Origin of the sequence: Nocardia macrotermitis (assembly GCF_009604405.1) — a bacterium.
GTDB classification, from domain to species: domain Bacteria; phylum Actinomycetota; class Actinomycetes; order Mycobacteriales; family Mycobacteriaceae; genus Nocardia; species Nocardia macrotermitis.
Genome location: NZ_WEGK01000023.1, coordinates 55,644 through 80,070, shown reverse-complemented (window position 1 = coordinate 80,070; position 24,427 = coordinate 55,644). Strand labels below are relative to the sequence as shown.

Below are 24,427 nucleotides of genomic sequence, written 5' to 3'. Positions count from 1 at the left end.
CTTGCTCCTTCGTCGCATCGCAGCGGCACCCGAACGACGAGCCGCGCCGAAAACCTCGAAGGTGACGTTACTTGCCTGACGGTTCCGGCGTACAGAGACGCTTCGCCGCAGGTACGTCCGCTATGCGGAGGCGGGAAACAAAACTCAAGCTTTGTCGGGCTCGCTGGCGCGGAGCATGTCTTCGCGTTCGACGACCTTGACGCGTTCGCGGCCCTGGGGTTCGCCGAGGGCGCGTTCGTGGGCGTCGAGGCGGTACCAACCGGCCCAGGTGGTGAAGGGGATGCCGCGGCTCTCCAGGAAATCGGTGACCGCGTCGAGGGCGGGTTCGGGGGCGGGGGTGAAGCCGGCGGCGTCGTCCAGCAGGCAGGCGATGGTTTCGTTGGCGTCGCCCTTGGTGTGGCCGATCAGGCCGACGGGGCCGCGCTTGATCCAGCCGGTGACGTACGTCGCGGGGACGTAGCGGGCGTCGTCGTCGGAGTTCTCGTCGGCCAGTACGCGTCCGGCCTCGTTGGGCACGGTTCCGGCCTGATCGTCGAACGGCAGCTGCGGGATGTTCTGCGACAGGTAGCCCACCGCGCGGTACACCGCTTGCACGTCCCAATCGCGAAAGACGCCGGTGCCCTTGACATTTCCGGTGCCGTCCAGCTGGGTGCGCTCGGTGCGCAGGCCGGTGACCCTGCCGTCCGCGCCGACGAGTTCGGCGGGGGATTCGAAGAAGTGCAGGAACAGCTTGTGCGGCCGCTGCCCGACGTCGCGGATGGCCCACTGCTCGATGGTGTTGCAGACCATGTCGACCTGCTTGGAGTGGCGGCGCGCGGCCTCGGAACCCTCGTCGTAGTCGATGTCCTCGGGGTCGACGATGACCTCGATATTCGGCGAGTGGTCGAGTTCGCGCAGCTCGAGCGGGGTGAACTTGGCCTGCGCGGGGCCGCGTCGCCCGAACACGTGCACCTCGAGGGCCTTGTTGGCCTTCAGCCCCTCGTACACGTTCGGCGGGATCTCGGTCGGCAGCAGTTCGTCACCGGTCTTGGCCAGCACCCGCGCGACGTCCAGTGCGACATTTCCCACACCGAGCACGGCGACCTTCTCGGCCTCCAGCGGCCAGCTGCGCGGCACGTCCGGATGCCCGTCGTACCAGGACACGAAGTCCGCCGCGCCGTAGCTGCCGTCCAGTTCGATGCCCGGAACACCCAGTGCGCGATCGGCATTCGCGCCGGTGGAGAAGATCACCGCGTCGTAGAAGCGGCGCAGATCGGCCAGGGTGATGTCGGTGCCGTAGTCGATATTGCCCAGCAGCCGCACCTGCGGCTTGTCCAGCACCTTGTGCAGCGCGGTGACGATGCCCTTGATGCGCGGATGATCGGGTGCGACACCGTAGCGGATCAGGCCGAACGGCGCGGGCATGCGCTCGTACAGGTCGATGCTCACCTCGGCGTCGGACTTCATCAGGGCGTCGGCGGCGTAGATTCCGGCCGGTCCCGCGCCGACGATCGCGATGCGAAGCGGGCGCGCGTCAGCGGCGGGGCTCACCTCGCCCTTCGACTCTGCACTGGTTTCGGTCATTCTTCTGCGCACCCTTTGGTCGAAATCTGTGTCGTCATATTCTCAGCGGTCGTTCTTAGCTTAGGCTAAGTTGACGTGGGTCCGGCCGATCCTTCTTACCGATCGATGCTGCGTCGTTGCCGCTCGGGGATCCGTTCGCGCCGACCGCGGCCGGGGCTCGCCGCGATTCTATCGGTGACTGCTATCGCTGTTGCCGCCGGTCCGGGTGGTCGATGCGGGGTTCGCGCGGGGACCTCACGCCCTACCAGGGATGATCGAGAGATGAGTGACCCGGAAACCGCCGCCGCGACCCCGATCGATCAGCGCGAGGCGGTCCGCTCGCCGGTGCCCTTCATCGCCGCCGCGGTGATCGCGGTGCTGGTGATCGGCGGCGTGCTGATTGCCGCGATGCTGCGACCCGCTGAGAAGAATGTCACAAATTACGACCGTCTGGTCATCGCGATCCAGAATTTCGGCGCTGCCCAGAGCGGCACCGACACCGCCCGTCGCGCGGCCACCGCATGCCCCGGATTCGATCCGGCGCACTCCCCGCTGGGTCCGGACGCCGCCGGAAAGAAGGTCGTCATCGTCCGCACCACAGATCCGACCATCGACGGCAAGCGCGCGAAAGTCACCGTGACCAGCTCGGTGAACGGCCGCGAGAGCACATCGGTGTGGAACCTGCGGCAAACCGCCAACGACTGGTTCGTCTGCAGTGTCTGATGGCCTCCGCTCCGCTCCGGCGGGTTCGCGGCCCCCTGAGTCTCACCGATGAGCCCCGTGTCGGGCACTCGTTCCTCGCACCCGCCACGTCTCATCGGCGAGCCGGGCCGCGACAGTGTCTTTGGCCTCCGCTCCGCTCCGGCGGTTCGCGGCCCCTTGAGGCTCACCGCTGAGCCCCGTGTCGGGCACTCGTTCCTCGCACCCGCCACGCGTCTCATCGGCGAGCCGGGCCGCGAACTCCGGTGTCGGCGTGCCGGTGCTCGAGTTCCGGCATTTCGCGCACTGCGGACAGGCTGGTGTTTTGGAAATAGTCTGGTTGTCGTCGTGCGATGAGGTTTGACAGGGGGATGTGTGGCCAGGCAATCTCGACTCAGGTCATGAGTACCAGCGCACAGGCCCCGGCTCGCTGGTCGGCAACCCTCCTCCGCGGTGGGGTGCTCCGGGTGACGACCCGGCCGCGTCGAAAAGGCGCGGCAAGTGCGGATTCTTCGAGGAGGTTCAGCAAGTGAGTTACGCGGGTGACATCACTGTCCGACAGGCGTGGGATCTGTTGCGCGACAATCCCGATGCGGTGCTGGTGGATGTGCGCACGGAGGCCGAGTGGCGGTTCGTCGGGGTGCCCGACACCAGCGCGATCGACCGGCCGACGGCCCTGATCGAATGGGTGGACGGGACCGGGACGCACAACAGTGAGTTCGTCGATCAACTGCAGGTCGCGCTGTCCGCTCGCAAGGACGCCGAGGCGCCGGTGATCTTCCTGTGCCGGTCGGGCCAGCGGTCCATCGGCGCGGCGACCGCCTCGACCGCGGCCGGATACGCGCCCTCCTACAACGTGCTGGCCGGTTTCGAGGGCCCGCTGGACGCCGACGGACATCGCGGCGGCGCGGGCTGGCGGGCCGAGGGCCTGCCGTGGAGGCAGTCGTGATCAGCGGCGGCGCATTCGACAAACCACTGCCCGAGGGCGTCGGCCCGGCCACCCTGGGTGTGCGCGGTGGCCTGCGGCGTTCCGGATTCGAGGAGACCTCCGAGGCGCTGTACCTGTCCTCGGGGTTCGTGTTCCCGAGTGCCGAGGCGGCCGAGGCGTCGTTCACCGGCGACGTCGAGCATTTCGTGTACTCGCGTTACGGGAATCCGACCGTGGCCATGTTCGAGGAGCGGATGCGGCTGCTCGAGGGGGCCGAGGCGTGTTTCGCGACCGCGAGCGGGATGTCCGCAGTGTTCACCGCGCTGGCCGCGCTGCTGGGCAACGGTGATCGGCTGGTCGCCGCGCGCAGCCTGTTCGGGTCCTGTTTCGTGGTGTGCAACGAGATCCTGCCGCGCTGGGGCGTGGAGACGGTCTTCGTCGACGGCGAGGACCTGAGCCAGTGGGAGCAGGCGCTGTCGGTGCCGACCCGGGCGGTGTTCTTCGAGACGCCGTCGAATCCGATGCAGACGCTGGTGGATGTGCGCCGGGTGTCCGAGCTGGCGCATGCGGCGGGCGCGAAAGTGGTGTTGGACAACGTCTTCGCCACGCCGCTGCTACAGCAGAGCCTGCCGCTGGGTGCGGATGTGGTCGTGTATTCGGGCACCAAGCACATCGACGGTCAGGGCCGGGTGCTGGGCGGCGCGATCCTCGGAAGTGCCGAGTACATCGACGGTCCGGTGAAGAATCTGATGCGGCACACGGGTCCGGCGTTGAGTCCGTTCAATGCGTGGACGTTGCTCAAGGGGCTCGAGACCATGCCGTTACGGGTGCGTCACTCGGTGCAGTCGGCGCTCGAGATCGCCGAGTTCCTGGAGCAGCAGCCTGCGGTGTCGTGGGTGAAATACCCGTTCCTGCAATCACATCCGCAGTACGAGCTGGCGCGGCAGCAGATGGGCGGCGGCGGCACGGTCGTCACGTTCGAGCTGGCCGCGAGCCCGGCCGAGGCGAAGAAGCGCGCGTTCGAGGTGCTGAACCGGTTGCGCATCGTCGACATCTCCAACAACCTGGGCGATGCCAAGACGCTGATCACCCACCCGGCCACCACCACGCACCGCGCGATGGGCGCGGAAGGCCGTGCGGCCGTTGGCATCACGGACGGCGTCCTGCGCATCTCCATCGGCCTGGAGGACGTCGAGGATCTGCTCGGCGATCTGGATCAGGCCCTGGGCTGAGTCGTCGCGGGCCGGGGAGCGATCCCCGGCCCGGCGATGAATTCCGCTGTCCCGCACCGTCCTACCTGCAACCGATACCGCATGGAAGGTGGATCGCATGCAGATTCTGGCCCGTTTGTGTATGAGCGCCGACGGCTATGTCAGCACGCCCAACGGATGGCCGCCGCAGGTGGTGGATCCGGCGCACGGACCGGGCAGCCACGGCATCGCCGAATTCCTGGAGACCTGTGAGGCCGCGCTGATGGGCCGCACCACCTTCGAGCCCGCGCTGACCAACGATTTCTGGCCGTGGCCCGATCTGCGAGTCTTCGTACTGGCTTCCGAGCGTCCGGCCGGGACGCCCGATCACGTGACGGTGGACAGTGATCCGGCTCGGCTCCTGTCGGCGCTGCGAGCGGCCAACCGCGGCGGCGATGTGCATCTGATCGGCGGCCCGCGCACGATCGAGACCTTCCGCGAACTCGGCGCTCTGGACAAGCTCGAACTGGTGGTGCTGCCGTTCCTGCTCGGCAACGGTCTGCGACTGACCGATGCGCTGAGCGTCGAGACCGGTCTGGAGCTGGAGAGTTCGCGCACCTTGGACGCCGGAGCGGTCGAGATCGTCTACCGGGTGGCTGCCGGCGGCGGTGTGAGCGAGGCGGCCCGGGCAGGCTGGGCTCCGGCTTCGCAGCGCGACTGAGCGTTCCCGCTCAGCCCTCGAACGGGTTCGAGGTACGGCCCACCAGATCGGCGACCGAATCGACGACAACCGTTGGGCGGTAAGGGTATTGCTCCACCGACTGGCGGGTGGAGATGCCGGAGGTGACCAGGATGGTGCGCATACCGGCTTCCAGGCCCGCGATGACGTCGGTGTCCATCCGATCGCCGATCATCACCGTGGATTGGGAGTGCGCGCCGATGCGGCGCAGGGCCGAACGCATCATCAGCGGATTCGGTTTGCCGACGTAGTACGGGTCGCGTCCGGTGGCGCGGGTGATCAGCGCGGCGACCGAACCGGTGGCGGGCAGCAGGCCCTCGCGGGACGGGCCGGTGGCGTCCGGATTGGTCGCGATGAAGCGTGCGCCGCGTTCGACCAGGCGGATCGCGGTGGTGATCGCCTCGAACGAATAGGTGCGGGTCTCGCCCAGCACGACGTAGTCCGGATCGCTCTCGGTCAGCACGTAGCCGATCTCGTGCAGGGCGGTGGTGAGGCCGGATTCGCCGACGACGTAGGCGGTTCCGCCGGGACGCTGATCGTTCAGGAACGTCGCGGTGGCCAGCGCGGAGGTCCAGATCGCCTCTTCGGGAATGTCCAGGCCGCTGTGCCGCAGCCGGGCCGCGAGATCGCGCGGGGTGCGGATCGAATTGTTGGTCAGCACGAGGAAGGGCACGTCGTTGGCCTGGAGTTCCTGCAGGAACTTGTCGGCGCCGGGGATCGGGTGGTCCTCGTGCACCAGGACCCCGTCCATATCGGTCAGGTAGGACAGGATCGGTTCGTCGTCGGCAGTCACCCGCACATTGTCGTCCATGAAGGTTTCGATCGGGCCGGTTGTGTCCGGATACGACCGTTCGCGGGGGTTCGTGCGGAGCTGAACTATGGTCGAAACGGGCCCCACATCACGGGGCGCTGTGGAATGCGGCACAGCCCCTCGGCGCTGAACAGGGTCGACGGGATTGTCGGCAACGTGAACAGGAGTGGGCGCAGTGAGCGAGCTTGCGAGCGAACCAAGGACACAGCGTGCATCGCGCACGACGGAGCCGAGCGCCAGCGAGGTGCAGTCGTGAGTGATCTCAAGCTGGGATACAAGGCGTCGGCAGAACAGTTCGGTCCCCGGGAGCTGGTGGAGCTCGCGGTCGCGGCCGAGGAGCACGGCCTGGACAGCGCGACGGTGAGCGATCACTTCCAGCCGTGGCGGCACGAGGGCGGTCACGCGCCGTTCTCCCTGGCGTGGATGACCGCGGTCGGTGAGCGCACCACCCGGATCCAGCTGGGCACCTCGGTGCTCACCCCGACCTTCCGCTACAACCCGGCGGTGGTCGCGCAGGCCTTCGCCACCATGGGCTGCCTGTACCCGGACCGCATCATGCTCGGCGTCGGCTCGGGTGAGGCGCTGAACGAGATCGCCACCGGATACAAGGGCGACTGGCCGGAATTCAAGGAGCGTTTCGCGCGGCTGCGCGAGTCGGTCGATCTGATGCGCGCGCTGTGGACCGGTGACCGGGTCACCTTCGAGGGCGAGTACTACCACACCGTCGGGGCCTCGATCTACGACGTGCCCAAGGGCGGCATCCCGGTGTACATCGCCGCGGGCGGGCCGCTGGTGGCGCGGTACGCCGGGCGCGCGGGTGACGGTTTCATCTGCACCTCGGGCAAGGGGATGGACCTCTACACCGAGAAGTTGATGCCCGCGCTCGGCGAGGGTGCGGCCAAGGCCGGGCGCAGCACCGACGATATCGATCGGATGATCGAGATCAAGATCTCCTACGACACCGATCCCGAACTGGCACTACAGAACACGCGTTTCTGGGCGCCACTGTCGCTGACCGCGGAGCAGAAGCACGACATCACCGATCCGATCGAGATGGAGGCCGCCGCCGACGCGCTGCCCATCGAGCAGATCGCCAAGCGGTGGATCGTGGCGAGTGATCCGGACGAGACGGTGGAGCTGATCAAGCCGTACATCGATGCGGGCTTGAACCACCTGGTGTTCCACGCGCCCGGGCATGATCAGCGGCGGTTCCTGGATCTGTTCCAGCGCGATATCGCACCCCGCTTGCGCGCGCTGTAACTCATTGCGTGGCTGCCGTCTGTCGGGCGGCAGCCACGCTGATCTCCTTGCATTCCCGGGTGGCGACTGCTTCGCGGTGTGCCGGGCCGAATTCATGTGAACAAGCAGTTCTCCACTGTGTGCGAATGTGATTTTCCAGCAGTTCGCCGTGCGGTGGGGGAATCCGGCGCGGACGCTGGTTAAGCTCGCGAGCATGGCCGATATCGCACCGTCCACCGTGTACATCGCCTCTCCGGAGGGGGACACCGGGAAATCGACCGTCGCGCTCGGGGTGTTGCAGATGCTGTGCGCGACCACGCCGCGGGTGGGGGTGTTCCGGCCGATCAGCCGCTCGACCACGCAGCGCGACTACATTCTCGAACTGCTGCTCGAGCACAGCACCGCCGATATCGATTACGACCAGGCGATCGGCGTCGGCTACGAGCAGGTGCACGCCGATCCGGACGCCGCGATCAGCGATATCGTGATGCGTTTCCACGAGGTCGCCAAGGTGTGCGACGCGGTGGTGATCGTCGGCAGCGACTACACCGACGTGGCCGGCCCCAGCGAACTCCGGTACAACGCGCGCATCGCCGCCAATCTGGGCGCGCCCGTGGTGCTGGCGTTGCGCGGCTCCGACCGGACGCCCGCGCAGGTCGCCGAACTGGCCGAACTGTGCGTGGGCGAACTCGGCGCCGAACACGCCCAACTGGTCGCGATCATCGCCAATCGCTGCGATCCCGACGCACTCGACGAGATCGCGGACGCGCTGCGGGTGGTGGACGTGCCGTCCTGGACGTTGCCGGAGGTGCCGCTGCTGAGCGCGCCCACCATCGCCGAGCTGTGCGAGGCCATCGACGGCGAAATCTATTCCGGCGACCCGGAATTGATGCAGCGCGAGGCGTTGCACGTGATGGTCGGCGGGATGACCGCGGAGCACATCCTCGAACGGCTGTCCGACGGTGACGCGGTGATCGTCCCGGGCGACCGCTCCGACGCGCTGCTGAGTCTGGTGAACGCCCATGAGGCGGAAGGCTTTCCGTCGCTGGCGGGCATCATCATGAACGGCGGCATGCTGCCGCACCCCTCGATCGCGCGGCTGATCGCGGGCCTGAAACCGAAACTGCCGATCCTCACCACCGAGCTGGGCACCTTCGACACCGCGGTCGCCGCGCGCACCCGCGGCCGGGTGTCGCTGTCGAGCATCCGCAAGGTCGACACCGCGCTCGCGCTCATGGAACAGCGGGTCGACGCGCGACAGTTGTTGCGGCGCATCGAGGTTCCGATTCCCTCGGTGGTGACGCCGCAGATGTTCGAATATCAGCTGATCGAGCGGGCCCGCGCGGATCGGCGGCGCATCGTGTTGCCCGAGGGGAGTGACGATCGCATCCTGCGCGCGGCCGGGCGGGTGCTGCAACGCAAGATCGCCGAGCTGACCATCCTCGGCGACGAGGCCGCGGTACGGGGCCGGGCCGCCGAACTCGGGGTGGATATCGCCGAGGCCGAGGTGTTGAACCCCGAAACATCCAGTCTGCGTGACGAATTCGCCAAGGAATACACCGTGCTGCGGGCACACAGGGGGATGACCGAGGATCGGGCGCGCGAATACCTCAGCGACATCTCGTATTTCGGGACGATGATGGTCTACGAGGGCATCGCCGACGGGATGGTGTCCGGTGCGGCGCACACCACCGCGCACACCATCCGGCCCTCGTTCGAGATCATCAAGACCGAGCCCGGGGTGTCGACGGTGTCGAGCGTGTTCCTGATGTGCCTGGCGGATCGGGTGCTGGCCTACGGTGATTGCGCGGTGGTGCCCGATCCGACCGCCGAACAGCTCGCCGATATCGCGATCTCCTCGGCCCGCACCGCGCAGCAGTTCGGTATCGCGCCGCGGGTGGCGATGCTGTCCTATTCGACGGGGGAGTCCGGCAGCGGCGTGGATGTGGACAAGGTGCGCACCGCGACCGCGCTGGTGCACGAGCGCGCGCCGCAACTGCTGGTGGAGGGGCCGATCCAGTACGACGCCGCGATCGAGCCGACGGTCGCCAGCACCAAACTGCCGAATTCCGAAGTCGCCGGGCGCGCAACGGTTTTCGTCTTCCCGGATCTGAACACCGGGAACAACACCTACAAGGCGGTGCAGCGCAGTGCGGGCGCGGTCGCGATCGGACCGGTGTTGCAGGGCCTGCGCAAACCGGTGAACGACCTGTCCCGGGGCGCGCTGGTCGCCGATATCGTCAACACCGTCGCGATCACCGCCATTCAGGCGCAGACCGGAACCGAGTGAGCGGCGTGGGTGCGGAAACAGGAGGCATGATGCGGGTCCTGGTGATCAATTCCGGGTCGTCGTCGATCAAATATCAACTGCTGGAACCAGTTTCGGGTGCGGTCGCGGCCTCGGGCATGGTGTCGCGGATCGGCGAGCCGGTGGAGCCCGGGTCGCCGACGGTCGAGCACGAGGCCGACGGGCGGACGCTCGCGCACGACGGGCCGATTCCCGAGCACGCGACCGGACTGCGGGTGGTGTTCGAACTCTTCGCGCGCAGCGGGCACGATCTGACCGGTGAGGGGCTGTACGCGGTCGGGCATCGGGTGGTGCACGGCGGCGAGGTGTTCTACCGGCCGACACTCGTCACCGACGCCGTGCTGACCTCGATCGACGAGCTGTCCGCCCTTGCGCCGCTGCACAATCCGGCCAATGTGATCGGTATCGAATCCGCGCGGCGGCTGCTGCCTGCGGTGCCGCAGGTCGCGGTGTTCGACACGGCGTTCTTCCACGGGCTGCCCGATGCCGCGAAGACCTATGCGATAGATGCGAAAGTCGCTGCGGCGCACGGTATCCGACGTTACGGGTTCCACGGTACCTCGCACGAGTACGTCTCCGGGCAGGTCGCCGAACTGCTCGGGCGGGATGCCGCGGCGGTGAATCAGATTGTGCTGCACCTGGGTAACGGCGCGTCGGCCTCGGCGATCCGGGGCGGTCGCGCGGTGGATACCAGTATGGGGCTGACCCCGCTGGAAGGGCTGGTGATGGGCACCCGCTCGGGCGATCTCGATCCCGGCATCATCGGGCATCTGATGCGCACCGCCGATTTCGACATCGACGCGATAGATCTACTGCTGAACCGGAATTCGGGGCTCAAGGGGTTGTCCGGGGTGAACGACTTCCGGGAACTGCAACGCCTCATCGACACCGGTGATCAGGCCGCGCGGCTGGCCTACGAGGTGTACATCCACCGGCTGCGCCACTACATCGGCGCGTACCTGATCGATCTGGGTGAGGTGCACGCGATCACCTTCACCGCCGGTGTCGGGGAGAACAGTCCGCAGGTCCGCGCCGATGCCTCGGCCGGGCTGTCCCGGTTCGGCATCGGCGTCGACGCGGACCTCAATACCGCGAAAAGCCGTGCGGCCCGGTATATCTCGCCGCCCGACGCCGAGATCCCGGTACTCGTCGTGCCCACGAACGAGGAACTGGCCATCGCACGCGCGGCCGCGGCCCTGGTCACGGCGTCAGCGTGAAACCCTCGTAATCGTCGGCGGCGACCTGATCGCACTTCTCGCGATACGGCCCGACGCCGCCGATGTACGCGTACATAACCCGAGGTTTGCCGGGCACGTTCGAGCCCACGTACCAGGAGTCCACCTTCGGGTACAGCGTCATATCGCCGACCTCGTCGACGTGCCGGGTCCACTCCCGCTCCGCGTCGGTCTCGGCCTCCATGGTGGTGACGCCCTTGGATCGCAGCGCGTCGATCGCGTCGGCGACCCAGTCGACGTGCTGTTCGATGGACACCATCATGTTCGACAGCACCGAGGGACTGCCCGGTCCGGTGATCGTGAAGAGGTTCGGGAAGCCCGCCACGGCCAGGCCGAGGTAGGTGACGGGCCCGTCGGCCCACTTCTCCCGCAGTGACGCGCCGTCCCGGCCGCGGATGTCGATCGCGTCCAGCGCGCCGGTCACCGCGTCGTATCCGGTGGCGTAGATGATGTCGTCGAACTCGAAACTCTCGTCCGCCGTGGCGATTCCGGATTCGGTGATCGCGGTGAGCGGGGCCGCGGCGACATCCACGAGCCGGACGTTGGGACGATTGAAGGTCTCGTAGTAGTTCGTGCCCAGGCAGGGGCGTTTGACGCCGAAGAAGCCGTCGGGCTGGAGTAGTTGGGCGACAGCGGGATCGGTGACGATCTCGCCGATCCGATCGCGGATGAACTGTGCGGCGGTCTCATTGGACGCCTCGTCGGCGAGGGTGTCGGTGAAGCCGACCAGCATGCTTACCAGTTCGCTGTTCTTGTCCGTCCACACCCTGTGGTAGAAGGCATTTCGCTCGTCCTCGCTCACCTCGAGCGCGCCTTTGGTGGCCTCGGGTTGTGCGATGCCGAATCCCGATTCCCGATTGGCCTTGCGCACCTCGCGATAGCGGGACTTGATCTCGCGTTGATAGTCGGGGTCCATCGGGTGATTGCCCGCGGGGAGAACGTAATTCGCGGTCCGCTGGAATACGGTGAGCTGCTCGGCCTGCTCGGCGACCAGCGGAATCACCTGCACCCCTGAGGATCCGGTGCCGATCACCGCGACCCGGCGGCCGGTGAAGTCCACCTTCTCCGCGGGCCAGCTACCGGTGTGGAAGCTGCGGCCCCGGAACGTCTCGATGCCGGGAACCTCCACCAGTTTCGCCGCCGACAGGCAGCCGGTGGCCATGATCGCGAAACGTGCCGAGACGACCTCGCCCGCATCGGTCGTGAGCTGCCAGCGCGCGGTGGATTCGTCGTAGACCGCGGCGGTGATCCGGGTCCGCAGTTGCACGTCCTTGCGCAGGTCGAACCGGTCCGCGACGTGCTCGATGTAGCGGAGCAGCTCCGGCTGCGGCGGCAGCTTCTCCGACCACTCCCACTCCTGCTCGAGCTCGGGATCGAAGGAATAGTTGTAGTACATGCTCTTCACGTCGACGCGCGCGCCCGGATAGCGGTTCGAATACCAGGTGCCGCCGATACCGTCGCCGGCCTCGTACACGCGCACCGAGAGGCCGAGCTTGCGCAGCCGGTACAGCATGTGGAGTCCGGCGAATCCGGCTCCGACGACCACCGCGTCGATCTCGCGGGTCGGGGGTGTGGATTCCGTCTGGGGTGTGGAGTCTTCGGAGGTCGTTGTCATCGTGGGCCTGCCTTTCGATGAGTCGCCGTGGGAACACCCGGACAATGCTGTAGGTTAGCGGAAAATCCTTGCGCGCGTTGATCTTTCCTGGCGAGTGACTAGAACCAGGTCTTGGCGCGCAGCGCGTTGGCGAGGTCCACCAGGGCATATCGGTGGGTGCGGGCGGGGGCGGTGCGGGCCAGTCCGCGCAGACCGGTTTCGGCGCCGTCGCGCAGATCGCGTTCGGTGAAGGGGGCTCCGAAGAGGGTGGCGTCGGGATTCCTGGGCTTGTTCCCGGCCTGCAACCAGGCCAGTGCGGTGCCGACGACGAGCACCCGGATCTGGTTTGCGCGATGTTCGCCCGCCGGTACCTGTTCGACCCGGTAGGCGGCGAGATGCAGTGCGTCCTCGGACAATTCGGCGACCGGGGCGGCGGTGATGAGCAGCAGGACGGCGGTCAGTCGGGCGACGTCGTGGTGGCGGGAGGCGGCGGGGACCTGATCCAGGGCGTCCACCGCCTCCTGTACGCGGTCGTCGGCGGTGAGCTGGCGGGCCAGGCCGAAGGCCGCGCTGACCACGCTGCGGTCGGTGCGCCAGACGGTCGCGTAGAACTTCTCGGCGTAGCTGCGCCACTGTTCGGGGTCGGGTGAATCCCACTGTTGCAGAATGAGTTCCGCCGTCGCGGCGAGAGCCAGTTTGGGGGCGATCTCGCCGGGCAGTGCTTGCAGGACCGCGTCGAATCGGTCGAACGCGCGCTCGTATTCGAGTTCGAGCAGTGCGGCCAGGCCCTGATACCACTGGACGCGCCAATCGGATTCGGCCAAGCGGCTCAACAACTCCCGGGCCGTTTCCGCGTGTTCCAGCGCCAACTGGATGCGGACCTCGGCGAGGGTGCATTCGACCTCGAAGGTGTCCGGTATCTCGAACGCTTCGGCCTCGGCGCGGGCGCGGGCGATGCGGACGGCCTCCAGAGCGGGCAGTGGTTCGGGATGGACCGTTCCGGCCAGCAGCGCCGCGGACGGGTCGGCCGGATCGATCAGCGGAACCGGCAGTGCCGCAACGACATCGCGGGAGGGGAAATTCTTGGAGCGCTCGCGACCGTCGGTGTAGGCGTCGGTCTGGGCGAGCAGTTCCTGGGTGCCGAAACTGGTGCGCGGCGCGCTGAACAGGGTGGACAGCTGCGGATGTTCGGTTCCGCTGTCGGCCGAGAGGATTTCGCGCAGCACGCCCGCGAGCTGGGAGGCCATCAGGCGGGCGGAGGTGAAGCGCCGGGCCGGATCCGGGTCGGTGGCCCGCAGCAGCAGGCGGTGCAGGAATTCGTAGCGTGCCAGCGTGGGTTCGCTTGCCGGACTGGGGATTCCGTCGACGTAGCGGCCCTTGTCGGTGGGCATGTTGAGGGTCAGCACAGCCAGGGTGCGGCCGACGGTGTAGATGTCCGAGGCCGCGGTGGGGCCGGTGCGGCCGATCTCGGGGGCCTGGAAACCCCTGGTGCCGTACAGGTTTCCGTACGATTCGAAGGCCGCGACCGCGCCCAGGTCGATCAGTTTCACCTGATCCTCGGTGACCATGATGTTGTCGGGCTTGAGATCGTTGTAGGCCAGGTCCTGCGAATGCAGATATTCCAGTGCCGGAAGGATTTCCAGCAGATAGGCGATGCCCTCGGTGACCGCCATGCGTTCGGGCCGGGTGTACGTGTCGAGCATGTCCCGCAGCGATCGGCCGCCCACGTATTCCATGACGATGTAGCCGATCGGGTTTCCGCCCGGTCCGGGGTATTCGACGAAGTTGTGGATCTTGACGATGCTCGGATGGGCGAGTTCGGCCAGGTAGCGCCGCTCGGTGACCGCGACCGCCTGCGCCTCGGCATCACCGCCGTGCAGCAGGCCCTTGAGCACCACCCACCGGTCGTTCACATTGCGGTCGACGGCCAGGTAGATCCACCCCAGCCCGCCGTGCGCGATACACCCCTGGATCTCGTACTGCGCCACGACCATATCGCCCGATTGCAGGAACGGCCGGAAATCATAAGGCGCACCGCAGATTTCACACGTCCCCGCCGCCCGCGCCGCATGCTCCGGCGTCGCCCGCCCGACCGGCTTACCGCACCGCCAGCAGAACCGCCGCCCCTCGGCGACCACCGGATCGGCCAGCACCACCGCTCGCGGATCCATCGGCGGCACCACCGGAATCTCCACCAGCCCGGCCCCCAACCGCCGCACGGTAGGCCGACTCCGCACCGTCCGCCCACTCCCGCGCCCACCCACCAGCCCCGAAGTCCCCTCCCGCTCCCCCGACCGCCCCAACGTATCCGCCTCGGCCCGCGCCCCCGCACCCACCCCGCCCCCGACAACGACAGCCCGAGTCTGCTCCCCACCGGCCACAGCCCGCGTCTCCGGACCCACCCCCTCAGCCCCAACCCGCCCGGCTGCATCCGAAGCCCCCGAACCAGCAGCAGCACCCACCGCCCGCGTCTGCTCACCCCCTGCCGCGGTAGCAGCGACTGCTTGCGTAGCCGGAGGTCCCGCCTGAACCTCCGCCCCACTTTCCGCATCCGCCCCAGCACCGACTGCCTGCGTCTGTTCACCCTCTGCCGCAGTAGCGGTGACGGCTTGCGTAGCTGGAGGTTCCGCCTGAACCTCGGCCCTACTTTCCGCATTCGCCCCAGCACCGATTGCCTGGGTCTGTTCACCCCCTGCCGCAGTAGCAACGACGGCTTGCGTCGCCGGAGGTTCCACTTGAACCTCGCCTCCACTTTCCGCATCCGCCCCGGCACCCACCGCCCGCGTCTGCTCCCCACCCGCCGCAGTAGCAGTTACAGCCTGCGTCGCCAATGGTTCCGACTGAACCTCGTCTCCACTCCCTGCCGCTGCGCCGACACCCACCGCCTGCGTAGGCGGTTGTTCATCACCCGACCCGCTGACGTCGTGGCTGCCCGAGAGCACGACCGCCGCAGTGGCGATCGCGTGCGTCGCTGGAGATTCCGCCCCGGCGTCGGAGCCGATGGATTCGCCTGCCGTACCAGCAGCAGCACCCACCGCCCGCGTCTGCTCACCCCCTGCCGCGGTAGGAGCGACGGCTTGCGTCGCCGGAGGTTCCGCCTGAACCTCGCCTCCACTTTCCGCATTCGCCCCGGCACCCACCGCCCGCGTAGGCGGTTGTTCATCACCCGACCCGCTGACGTCGTGGCTGCCCGAGAGCACGACCGCCGCAGTGGCGATCGCGTGCGTCGCTGGAGATTCCGCCCCGGCGTCGGAGCAGCTGGATTCGCCTGCCGTATCAGCCGAGGCAGTGATCACCGCCTGCGTGGGTGGTTGTTCGGTCTCGGAACTGTTGGGGCCGTTGCTATCCGGTGATGCCTTCCCGTGGGCAACGGTGATTGCCTGGGTAGCAGGTGGATCCTCCCGATCACGGGCAGTACCCGATCCGGCAATTGCTTCCGGTCGGGCAACGTTCACCGCCTGGGTGGGCGGCTGCTCGACATCCGGCTCGTGGTCATCCGGTGGTTCGGCCGCTGTGGTGGTGATTGCTTGTGTGGCTGGAGGTTCCGGCCGAGCATCGGAACCGCTGGACTCGGCCGCCGTATCGGGAGGGGCAACGTTCACCGCCTGGGTGGCTGGCTGCTCGATGCCTGATTCGTTGGCGGTGTGGCTGTCCGGCAGTTCGGCTGCTGTGGTGGCGGCGACTGCTTGGGAGGCCAGGAGGTCCGACTCGGGGTCGGATGTGTTGGGGCCGTTGAGATTCGGTGGTTCCGCTGTCGGGTCGTCGGGGTGGGGCATGGGTCAGCCCTGGTAGTCCGGTTGGGGTGGGCCGGGGGAGGGGCCCAGGGCGGCTTGGAGCCAGCGTTGGTAGAGGCGGGTCCAGGTGCCGTCGGTGCGGATGCGGTCGAGGGTGCCGTTGACGAAGCGGACGACGTCGTCCTGGCCCTTGGGGATGCCGACGCCGTACGGTTCGTCGCTGATGTCGGGGCCGACCATCTCGGCGTAGTACGGGTCCTGCACCGACAGGCCCGCCAGGATCGTGTTGTCGGTGCTGACGGCGTCGACCTGACGCTGTTGCAGCACCACCAGGCAGTCCGCCCAGGTGGGCACGGTCAGGATCGAGGCGGCGGGCTGGCCGCGGCGGATCTGGTCCAGCGAGGTGGTGCCGGTGACGATGCACACCCGCTTGTTCGCCAGATCGGCCAGACTGCGGATGCCGGAGTTCTTGATCGCCAGAATCCGTTGGTGCGCCATGAAATACGGGGCCGAGAACGCCACCTGCTGTTTGCGCGCGCAGGTGATCGTCATCGTCTTCACCACGACGTCGACGGTGTGATCCTCGAGCGCGCGTTCCCGATCGGCCGACCCGAGGATCCGGTACTCCACGCGCTGCGGATCGCCGAACAGATCCCGCGCGATCTCCCCGGCGATATCGACGTCGAACCCCTCCAGCGTGCCGCTCACCGGATCACGGAAGCTGAACAGATTGCTCCCCGGATCGAGCCCGACGATCAGCCGCCCCCGCGCCCGGATCGCATCCAGGTTCGTCCCGTGCGCCGTCCCGTTCGGCCCCAGGCTCGCCGTCAGATCCCCGCACCCCACCCCGGGCGCCGCCGGAATGGCCGTATTCGTCTGCGCCACAGTGGCATTCGCGGGCAACGGTGGTTCGGTATAGCTCCCCACCGCCGAATGCGGCGCAGTGTTCCCCTGCGCACACCCCGCCACCAGCAACACCCCGGCCGCCAGCAACCCGGCCAGCGCGCGCCGACGTATTACGAACTCGCTCATCGGTACTCCCGCAACCGCGGCCACAATCCGGCCACCACGAACAGGGCCGACAGTATCGCGAGGATCAGCGCGCCCGGGGACAGGATGTCCAGGGAGCGCGCGGCATCGGAGATATCGCTACGTAAAGTGTTGCGGGCCTTGCCGATTCCATCGGCGAGGGCGTGGTCCAGGGCCTGCACGCTGGCGGTGGCCTCGGTGGGTCCGGTGCCGATCGCGACGGTGGCCGCGCCGGGGAAATCACCGCGGCCCAGGGCGTCGGTCATCCGGCGATGCGCCTGCAACCAGCGATCCAGCGCCGTGCGGGCGGCCGCGACATCGTCCGAGGCGGGCGCGCCGTGCGGGTAGTGGGTCAGCAGATCCGCGAGCTTCTTGGTGGCGTTGTCGTAGATGCGGTCGTAATCGCCGCTGTCGTCGCGACGCACCAGTTTCAGCGTTTCCGCGGCGCGCGCCTGCTGGGTGAGGATGCGGCTGTCGGTCAGCTCCGATGTCGGCACCGCGCCGTCGTCACGGCCGTCGGTGGTGGACAGCGCCGAGAGCGACCCGGCCGTCACCGTCCACGCCAGCAGCACCACCAGCAGGCCCGAGGCCACCAGCAGCCCCGGATTGAGCAGCCGATGCCAGCGCCGGGCCAGATACAACTGCCCGACCACCAGCGCGGCCAACGCGAGAATCGGCAGGATGATGGCCAGCCACGGCGGCCGCACATGCCGCCGCTGGGTGTCCGAGATCGCGGTCGAACGATGTTCCTGGAGTTCCTGGGCCATCCGCAGCATCCGGGTCTGCATCAGATTCGACGCTTCACTCAGATAGGCCGCGCCCACCGGATGTCCGAGCCGGTTGTTGGTGCGCGCGGTCTGGATCAGCTCGGTGTAGACCGGTAGCTCGGTGGCGATACCGGTGCGCAGCGCGGCATCCGGATCGTTCGCACTCGCCGAGGCGTGACCCGACTGGGCGACCAGTTCCGCCGACGCGTCACCGATCGCCTGGTTGTAGGAGTCCAGCACGTCCTGCGGTTCGAGCCCGCCGAAGATGAACGCGGTACCGGCCTCGGCGTCGGCTACCGACAGCGAGGTGTACAGGCGCTGAGCCGAATTCGCGTCCGGCTCGGCGTTGTCGAGCAGATATTGCAGCGCCTGCTGGCGGTTGCTCACTTCCGACGCGGTCACCGCGCCGGCGACCAGGCACAATCCGAGCAGGACCAGACCGATCACGATGAGTTTCGCAGGCGAGGAGCGGGCGAAGGAACGCATGTCGGTGGCGTCGAACTGGCGGCGTACGGCGGCGGCCGCGGCACGCGGGGTCAGCTCGTCCAGTCGAGGCTGCGCGGTCCGGGTCATGGTCACCTCCGTTCCATCGCCGACGAGGGCCGTGCCGGTAGAGCTTATTGTGGTCGTGGCGAACTCGCGCGGGTCTCCGGGCGATCGGCGCGGGTTGAGGATGGGACGTGGCGAGTATGCGTGGTGACGGGGACGGCTTTCTGCACAGTCCGGACGGGACGCGGCAGTGGGGTTTGTTCGGGGCCGCGGGACTGCTGCTGCGCGCGCCCGCGCCGGGTGGCGGTGCGGTGGTGTTGATGCAGCATCGCGCGCCGTGGAGTCATCAGGGCGGCACCTGGGCGTTGCCCGGCGGGGCCCGCGATTCGCACGAGACCAGCGAAAGTGCCGCTGTGCGTGAGGCTTACGAGGAGGCCGGGATCGCCCCGGCGACGGTGCGGGTGCGCGGCAGCCGGGTCACCGCGACCGCGCCGAGTGGCTGGATCTACACCACCGTCGTCGCCGATATCGCCGAACCCGTGGCCACCACCGCGAATCAGGAGAGCGCCGAACTGGCCTGGGTCCCCGAACGGGAGGTCGACGCCCGCCCCCTGCACCCCGGATTCGCCGCCGCCTGGCCGCAGCTGCGCGCCCTCCCCGCCCGCGTCGGCCTCGATGACCTGCCCGAAGCCCCCGAACTGGCCGCCGCCCTCCCCCGCACCCTCGACCTGGCAGACCAGGGTTTCCTCTGGCTGCACACCGGCGATTGCGCGGGCCGCAGCGTCCGCGTCACCGAATCCCCGGAGCCGGACGAGGATTCACCCGAAGATGTGTTATATCTCACTCCGAGTCAGATCCTGTCCTGACCGAGCTCGTTGCGTCGCTGCCTGATCCGAACATGCGGCCGCGCTGGGACCCGGTTGCCGAGAGTCGTCTCTCATCCGCACACTCGGCTAACGGCCGCCGCAGCCCGAACACGACATCCGGAAATCGGCCGGTGCATTCCGGCTCATCGTCGACGTTCTGCCGACCGGTCGAATAGCTGCTCGGCGCAAGACAATCGGATCGGAGCGATACGCTCGGGTCCGAGCCGCACTGTTCGGATCGTGTTTTCCGAGAACGGGGTGGTGCGCTGATCACCGGTGGGCGAATCAGGGTTCGGCACAGGGCGATCGGTTTGAACCGTGCCTGATGAGCGCGCCGGGGTGTGTATTGCGTTCCGACGCATGATGATCGGACGCGGGGTGCGGCAATCATCCTCTGTGGCAGGGGATGTGGGGCCGCTCAGGTGGGGTTGGGTTCTTGTAGGCGGGATTTGAGGATGCGGGCGGCGGATTCGGGGTCGTCGGCCTCGGTGATGGCGCGGACGACGACGATGCGGGTGGCGCCGGCGTCGAGGACTTCGGACAGGCGGGCCTCGTCGATGCCGCCGATGGCGAACCAGGGGCGGGCCGGGTCGGCCTCGGCGGTGCCGCGGACCAGGTCCAGACCGGCGGCGCTGCGGCCGGGTTTGGTGGGGGTGGTCCAGACCGGGCCGGTGCAGAAGTAGTCGATGTGTTCCTCGGTGGCGGCGTTCGCGGCCTGCGCGGGATCGTGGGTGGAGCGGCCGATCACCACGTCGGGGCCCAGGATGCGGCGGGCGTACCAGGGCGGCAGATCGTCCTGGCCCAGGTGCAGCACATCCGCGCCCGCGGCGAACGCGACGTCGGCGCGGTCGTTCACCGCGACCAGCGCGCCGTGCCGCCGGGCCGCGGCCTTCAACGCGGCCAGCGCGCCGAGTTCCGCGCGCGCCTCGAGCGGTCCGAACCGCTGCTCACCCGCGGAACCCTTGTCGCGTAACTGGATGATGTCCACGCCGCCAGCCAGCGCCGCCTCCGCGAATGCCGCCAGGTCGCCCTTGTCGCGCCGGGCGTCCGTGCACAGGTACAGCCGCGCGGTGGCGAGACGTTCACGAGGGGTTACGGGCCGGGGCGGGTGGGACGGTTGCACACCTCCGACCGTAGCCGCGCTACCGTTGGGAGACGAAATGAGTCCGGCATCTCCACTGCGAAGGCGGCCGCAGGGGGTTGCCGATCGGATGCGGGTGTTCCCGCAGCGTACGGATTCCGCGTGGCGGGACCGAGGCAGGTGTGAGGTATGCGAACGTTGGCCGTCGTGGGTGGGGGTGTGATCGGGTCGGCGGTGGCATGGGGCGCCGCCGCGGCCGGGTGGGAGGTCACGATCTTCGATCCGTCCCCAGGATCGGGTGCGTCCTGGGTGGCCGGGGGCATGCTGGCCCCGCTGTCGGAGGGTTGGCCGGGGGAGTCGGCCCCGCTGGAATTCGGTGCGGCTTCGCTGGCGCGCTGGCCCGAGTTCGGGGCGCGGCTCGCGGCGGTGACGGGTGTTCCGGTGTTCGTCGCCGACCAGACGCTGACCGTCGCCTCGGATGCCGCCGACGCCGCTGACCTGCGCACCATCGCAGATTTCGGCGGCGAGTACGGCCATCGGCTCGAACTGCTGGACCGGTCCGGGGTGCGTGCGGCCGAACCCGGTCTGGCGCGCACGGTCCGCGCGGGACTGCTCGCCGCCACCGAACCGGCTGTGGACAACCGGCTCGTGCTCGACGCCCTCCGCCAAGGTTGTGAACAACAAGGTGTTCACATGATGGTGCAGGCTGTGGACAACCTGGACGACCTCGAATTCGACCGCATCGTCCTCGCCACCGGAGCCGCGGCCGCTCGGCTGTGGCCCGGACTTCCGGTGCGTCCGTTGAAGGGCGAAATCCTGCGGCTACGTCATCGACCCGGCGCGCCCCCGCCCCCGCGCCGCGTCATCCGCGCCCGCGTGCACGGCCGCCCGATCTATCTGGTCCCCCGAGCGGACGGCATCGTCGTCGGCGCGACCCAGTACGAGGCCGGTTTCGACACCGCGGTCACCGTGGCCGGTGTGCGCGACCTGATCGCCGACGCCGAGGCCGTACTGCCCGCGATCGGCGAATACGAACTGGCCGAGGCCGGCGCCGGATCCCGGCCCGCCACCCCGGACAACCTGCCGCTGATCGGCCGGTTGAGCGAGCACGTCATCGTGGCCGCCGGACACGGCCGCAACGGCGTCCTGGGCATCCCGCTCACCGTCGACGCCGTGCTGGCGCTCCTGTCCGACGACATTCTCCCGGAAGCGAAAGCAGCCGACCCGCAACGCTTTTCGACACAGCACGCACATCCCGATGCCGGAACCCACGCGGCATCCCCGGCAGGAGGTAATCGATGACCACGATCCCGATCGGCGTGACCGTCAACGGCGAGGATCACGAATTCGCCGACGCGCTCACCGTGCGCGAACTACTGGCCAGGCTGGACCTGCCCTGTCAGGGCGTCGCGATCGCGGTCGACGGCGCGGTGTTCCCGAAGTCGCAGTGGGACAGCCCGGTCGGCCGCGGCTGGAACATCGAGGTGCTCACGGCGGTGCAGGGTGGCTGAGCCGATCGCACCCCTGCGGATCGCCGACCGGGAGTTCGGTTCGCGCCTGATCATGGGCACCGGCGGCGCGGAGAGCCTGGCCGTGCTGTCCGAGGCGCTGGTGGCCTCGGGCACCGAACTCACCACCGTCGCGATGCGCCGGGTGGACGCCGCGGGCGGCACCGGCGTCCTGGACCTGCTGCGCAGCCTGGACATCGCCCCGCTGCCCAATACCGCAGGCTGCCGTACCGCCGCCGAGGCCGTGCTCACCGCACAACTGGGGCGCGAGGCGCTGGGCACCGACTGGGTCAAACTCGAGGTCGTCGCCGACGAACGCACCCTGCTGCCCGACGCCATCGAATTGGTCAGCGCCGCAGAACAATTGGTCGACGACGGCTTCACCGTGCTGCCCTACACCACCGACGATCCGATCCTGGCCCGCCGCCTCGAGGACGCCGGATGCGCGGCCATCATGCCGCTGGGCGCACCCATCGGCACCGGCCTGGGCATCGGCAATCCGCACAATATCGAGATGATCGTCGCCGACGTGGGCGTCCCGGTCATCCTCGACGCGGGCATCGGCACCGCCAGCGACGCCGCCCTGGCCATGGAACTCGGCTGCTCCGCCGTCCTGCTCGCCACCGCTGTCACCCGCGCCCGCCGCCCCGCCCTGATGGCCGCCGCCATGGCCGACGCCGTCCGCGCGGGCTACCTCGCTCGCGAAGCAGGCCGCATCCCCAAACGCTTCTGGGCCCAGGCATCCTCCCCGGCCGTCGTCTAGGTCGCTCAGGGGTCGGTCATCCTCGAGGATGACCGACTCGCGACCTGGGGGCGATGGTTGTCACGGCGATCGTCGGCGAGACTGGTCGCATGATCGAAGTCAAGGGCTTGACCAAACGGTTCGGCGCGACCGTCGCGGTCGACGATCTGTCCTTCAAGGTCGAGCCCGGTCAGGTGACCGGATTCCTCGGCCCGAACGGTGCGGGGAAGTCGACCACGATGCGGATGATCCTGGGGCTGGACCGGCCGACCGCCGGTGTGGCGCTGGTCGACGGGAAGCCGTATCAGCAGCTGGAACGTCCGCTGCACATCGTCGGCGCGCTGCTCGACGCGAAGTGGGTGCATCCGAATCGGTCGGCGCGGTCGCATCTGCGCTGGCTCGCGGCCTCGAACGATCTGCCCGACTCGCGGGTGGAGGAGGTGCTGCGGCTGGTCGGGCTGGCCGAGACGGCGGACAAGAAGGCCGGCGGCTTCTCCCTCGGCATGTCGCAGCGGCTGGGGCTGGCCGCGGCGCTGCTCGGCGATCCGGAAATCCTGCTGTTCGACGAGCCGGTGAACGGCCTGGACCCGGAGGGCATCCTGTGGATCCGCCGGTTCATGCAGCGGCTGGCCGCGGAGGGCCGCACCGTGCTGGTCTCCAGCCACCTGCTCTCGGAGATGGCGCAGACCGCCGATCATCTGATCGTGATCGGCCGCGGCAAACTCATCGCCGACACCAGCACCGCCGATTTCATCGAACGTGCCTCGGAATCGACTGTGCGCGTTCGCAGTCCGCAGTTGGATCAGCTGCGCAGCCTGCTCACCTCGAAGGGGATGACGGTGCGCGAGGACGGCAGCGAACGCCTCACCCCCGACGGTCGTCCGGTCGATCCGGTCCCGGCGCTGACGGTGCTCGGCGAAACCAGCGATGCCGTGGGCGAATTGGCGGGCGCGAACGGCATCACGCTGTATGAGCTTGCCCCGCAACGTGCTTCGCTCGAGGAGGCGTTCATGCGGCTGACCGGTGGTGCGGTGCAGTACCACGGCGGCGGCGTCGATCAGGCGATGGGAGGTGCGCTCTGATGGGCGTATTGACGGCGGAACGGATCAAACTCACCTCGACGCGCTCACCCATGTGGTGCACGGCGCTGACGGTCGTGTTCGCACTCGGCATGGCGGCGCTGTTCAGCCTGCTGGTGAACGTCAGCGTGACCGAGTACCACCGGCAGGCCGCGGCCGGGCATCCGATGCTCACCGAGGATCCGGCGCCCGGGAATTCCATTGCGGGACTGGGCATTACCGGCGCCTCGCAGGGGATGCCCGGATTCGGCTACATCATGATCATGATCCTGGCCGCGCTCGCGATCACCAGTGAGTACCGCTTCGGCACCATCCGCGCGACGTTCCTGGCCGCGCCGAACCGCAGCCTGGTGCTGCTGTCCAAGGCCGGGCTGATCGCGGTGGCCGCGGCGGTGCTCTCGGTGGTGCTGACCTTCCTGAGCTTCTTCATCTTCAAGCTGATGCTGTCGCAGGCCGCGGGCCGGAACATGAGCCTGACGCACGGCGACGCGCACGTGTTCTATTCGGTGCCGATCTTCGTGGCGCTGGTGGTGTTCCTGTCGGTCGGCGTGGGTGCGCTGATCCGGCAGTCCGCCGGGGCGATCTCGCTGCTGATCGTGTGGCCGGTGCTGATCGAGCCGATCGTGGGCGCGTTCGGCAAGCTCGGCCGCAATATCGAGGTGTTCCTGCCGTTCCAGAACGCCGGGCGTTTCCTGGGGACCGCCGGTGGCGGCGATCTGCCCTGGCACTGGGGGCCGTGGGGTGGGCTGGTCTACTTCGCGGTCATCGTGGCGATCATCTTCGGCGGGGCGCTGTTCGTGGTGAACAAGCGCGACGCCTGAACTCCCCGGGAGCCTTCCCTCGCTGC

Annotated in this window: 20 protein-coding genes and 1 riboswitch; of the genes, 13 read left to right on the top strand and 7 right to left on the bottom strand. The window is 68.3% G+C overall.

Annotated features, from left to right (window positions below):
* Positions 1-144: 144 nt before the first annotated feature.
* Entirely contained in the window at positions 145-1,563 is a 1,419-nt protein-coding gene (locus tag NRB20_RS34225; protein ID WP_153415554.1) for an FAD-dependent oxidoreductase, read from the bottom strand.
* A 261-nt stretch (positions 1,564-1,824) separates the two neighbouring features.
* On the opposite strand from NRB20_RS34225, the gene NRB20_RS34220 reads away from it, so the two are divergent.
* The 4 genes from NRB20_RS34220 (at position 1,825) to NRB20_RS34205 (ending at position 5,080) form a co-directional block, all read left to right on the top strand.
* The gene (locus tag NRB20_RS34220; protein ID WP_153415553.1) at positions 1,825-2,265 is read left to right on the top strand and encodes an Rv0361 family membrane protein; all 441 of its coding nucleotides are present in this window, start codon (positions 1,825-1,827) and stop codon (positions 2,263-2,265) included.
* A 373-nt stretch (positions 2,266-2,638) separates the two neighbouring features.
* A riboswitch (SAM riboswitch) is annotated at positions 2,639-2,751 on the top strand.
* A 19-nt stretch (positions 2,752-2,770) separates the two neighbouring features.
* Positions 2,771-3,190, top strand: coding sequence for a rhodanese-like domain-containing protein (locus NRB20_RS34215; RefSeq protein ID WP_319945766.1), 420 nt, complete (start codon positions 2,771-2,773; stop codon positions 3,188-3,190).
* Positions 3,187-4,401, top strand: coding sequence for an O-succinylhomoserine sulfhydrylase (locus tag NRB20_RS34210; RefSeq protein WP_319945773.1), 1,215 nt, complete (start codon positions 3,187-3,189; stop codon positions 4,399-4,401). Before NRB20_RS34215 ends, NRB20_RS34210 begins: the two co-directional genes overlap by 4 nt.
* Positions 4,402-4,498: 97 nt before the next feature.
* A complete protein-coding gene (locus NRB20_RS34205) occupies positions 4,499-5,080 on the top strand; it encodes a dihydrofolate reductase family protein (RefSeq protein WP_153415552.1) in 582 nt (193 codons plus the stop codon).
* Positions 5,081-5,090: 10 nt separating this feature from the next.
* Here NRB20_RS34205 and NRB20_RS34200 read toward each other — a convergent pair whose 3' ends face one another.
* Positions 5,091-5,909: an HAD-IIA family hydrolase gene (locus NRB20_RS34200; protein ID WP_153415551.1), complete on the bottom strand. Its 819-nt coding sequence runs from the start codon at positions 5,907-5,909 to the stop codon at positions 5,091-5,093.
* Between the two features lie 252 nt (positions 5,910-6,161).
* Here NRB20_RS34200 and fgd point away from each other — a divergent pair, with 252 nt between their 5' ends.
* From fgd to NRB20_RS34185, 3 genes are all read left to right on the top strand, one after another.
* Entirely contained in the window at positions 6,162-7,169 is a 1,008-nt protein-coding gene (gene fgd, locus NRB20_RS34195) for a glucose-6-phosphate dehydrogenase (coenzyme-F420) (RefSeq protein WP_319945765.1), read from the top strand.
* A 193-nt stretch (positions 7,170-7,362) separates the two neighbouring features.
* Positions 7,363-9,438: a phosphate acetyltransferase gene (gene pta, locus NRB20_RS34190; RefSeq protein WP_153415550.1), complete on the top strand. Its 2,076-nt coding sequence runs from the start codon at positions 7,363-7,365 to the stop codon at positions 9,436-9,438.
* Between the two features lie 29 nt (positions 9,439-9,467).
* Positions 9,468-10,673, top strand: coding sequence for an acetate kinase (locus tag NRB20_RS34185; protein ID WP_153415549.1), 1,206 nt, complete (start codon positions 9,468-9,470; stop codon positions 10,671-10,673).
* Here NRB20_RS34185 and NRB20_RS34180 read toward each other — a convergent pair.
* The 4 genes from NRB20_RS34180 to NRB20_RS34165 form a co-directional block, all read right to left on the bottom strand.
* Positions 10,657-12,306, bottom strand: a complete 1,650-nt coding sequence (locus NRB20_RS34180) for a flavin-containing monooxygenase (RefSeq protein ID WP_153415548.1) — start codon at positions 12,304-12,306, stop codon at positions 10,657-10,659. The two genes, NRB20_RS34185 and NRB20_RS34180, sit on opposite strands and share 17 nt — an antisense overlap.
* 98 nt (positions 12,307-12,404) lie before the next feature.
* Positions 12,405-14,666: a serine/threonine-protein kinase gene (locus tag NRB20_RS38665; protein ID WP_406603916.1), complete on the bottom strand. Its 2,262-nt coding sequence runs from the start codon at positions 14,664-14,666 to the stop codon at positions 12,405-12,407.
* A gap of 1,398 nt (positions 14,667-16,064) precedes the next feature.
* Positions 16,065-17,051 (bottom strand): glutamate ABC transporter substrate-binding protein, encoded by a 987-nt coding sequence (locus NRB20_RS34170; RefSeq protein WP_153415546.1) that lies wholly within the window; start codon positions 17,049-17,051, stop codon positions 16,065-16,067.
* Complete coding sequence (locus tag NRB20_RS34165; protein ID WP_153415545.1) at positions 17,048-18,388, bottom strand: hypothetical protein; 1,341 nt, start codon at positions 18,386-18,388, stop codon at positions 17,048-17,050. Before NRB20_RS34165 ends, NRB20_RS34170 begins: the two co-directional genes overlap by 4 nt.
* A gap of 116 nt (positions 18,389-18,504) precedes the next feature.
* Here NRB20_RS34165 and NRB20_RS34160 point away from each other — a divergent pair, with 116 nt between their 5' ends.
* A complete protein-coding gene (locus tag NRB20_RS34160; protein ID WP_153415590.1) occupies positions 18,505-19,170 on the top strand; it encodes an NUDIX hydrolase in 666 nt (221 codons plus the stop codon).
* Between the two features lie 418 nt (positions 19,171-19,588).
* Here the strand turns inward: NRB20_RS34160 and thiE are convergent, their stop codons facing one another.
* Positions 19,589-20,293, bottom strand: coding sequence for a thiamine phosphate synthase (thiE, locus tag NRB20_RS34155; RefSeq protein ID WP_319945763.1), 705 nt, complete (start codon positions 20,291-20,293; stop codon positions 19,589-19,591).
* A gap of 147 nt (positions 20,294-20,440) precedes the next feature.
* Between thiE and thiO the strand changes: the two genes are divergently transcribed.
* The 5 genes from thiO (at position 20,441) to NRB20_RS34130 (ending at position 24,401) form a co-directional block, all read left to right on the top strand.
* Positions 20,441-21,553 (top strand): glycine oxidase ThiO, encoded by a 1,113-nt coding sequence (thiO, locus tag NRB20_RS34150; protein ID WP_153415544.1) that lies wholly within the window; start codon positions 20,441-20,443, stop codon positions 21,551-21,553.
* On the top strand, positions 21,550-21,762 hold the full coding sequence (thiS, locus tag NRB20_RS34145) for a sulfur carrier protein ThiS (RefSeq protein WP_153415543.1): 213 nt from the start codon (positions 21,550-21,552) through the stop codon (positions 21,760-21,762). The genes thiO and thiS overlap by 4 nt, the downstream gene beginning before the upstream one ends.
* Positions 21,755-22,522, top strand: a complete 768-nt coding sequence (gene thiG, locus NRB20_RS34140) for a thiazole synthase (protein WP_319945762.1) — start codon at positions 21,755-21,757, stop codon at positions 22,520-22,522. Before thiS ends, thiG begins: the two co-directional genes overlap by 8 nt.
* A gap of 89 nt (positions 22,523-22,611) precedes the next feature.
* Positions 22,612-23,583, top strand: coding sequence for an ABC transporter ATP-binding protein (locus tag NRB20_RS34135; protein ID WP_153415542.1), 972 nt, complete (start codon positions 22,612-22,614; stop codon positions 23,581-23,583).
* Positions 23,583-24,401: an ABC transporter permease gene (locus NRB20_RS34130; protein WP_153415541.1), complete on the top strand. Its 819-nt coding sequence runs from the start codon at positions 23,583-23,585 to the stop codon at positions 24,399-24,401. Before NRB20_RS34135 ends, NRB20_RS34130 begins: the two co-directional genes overlap by 1 nt.
* The last annotated feature ends 26 nt before the right edge of the window (positions 24,402-24,427 follow it).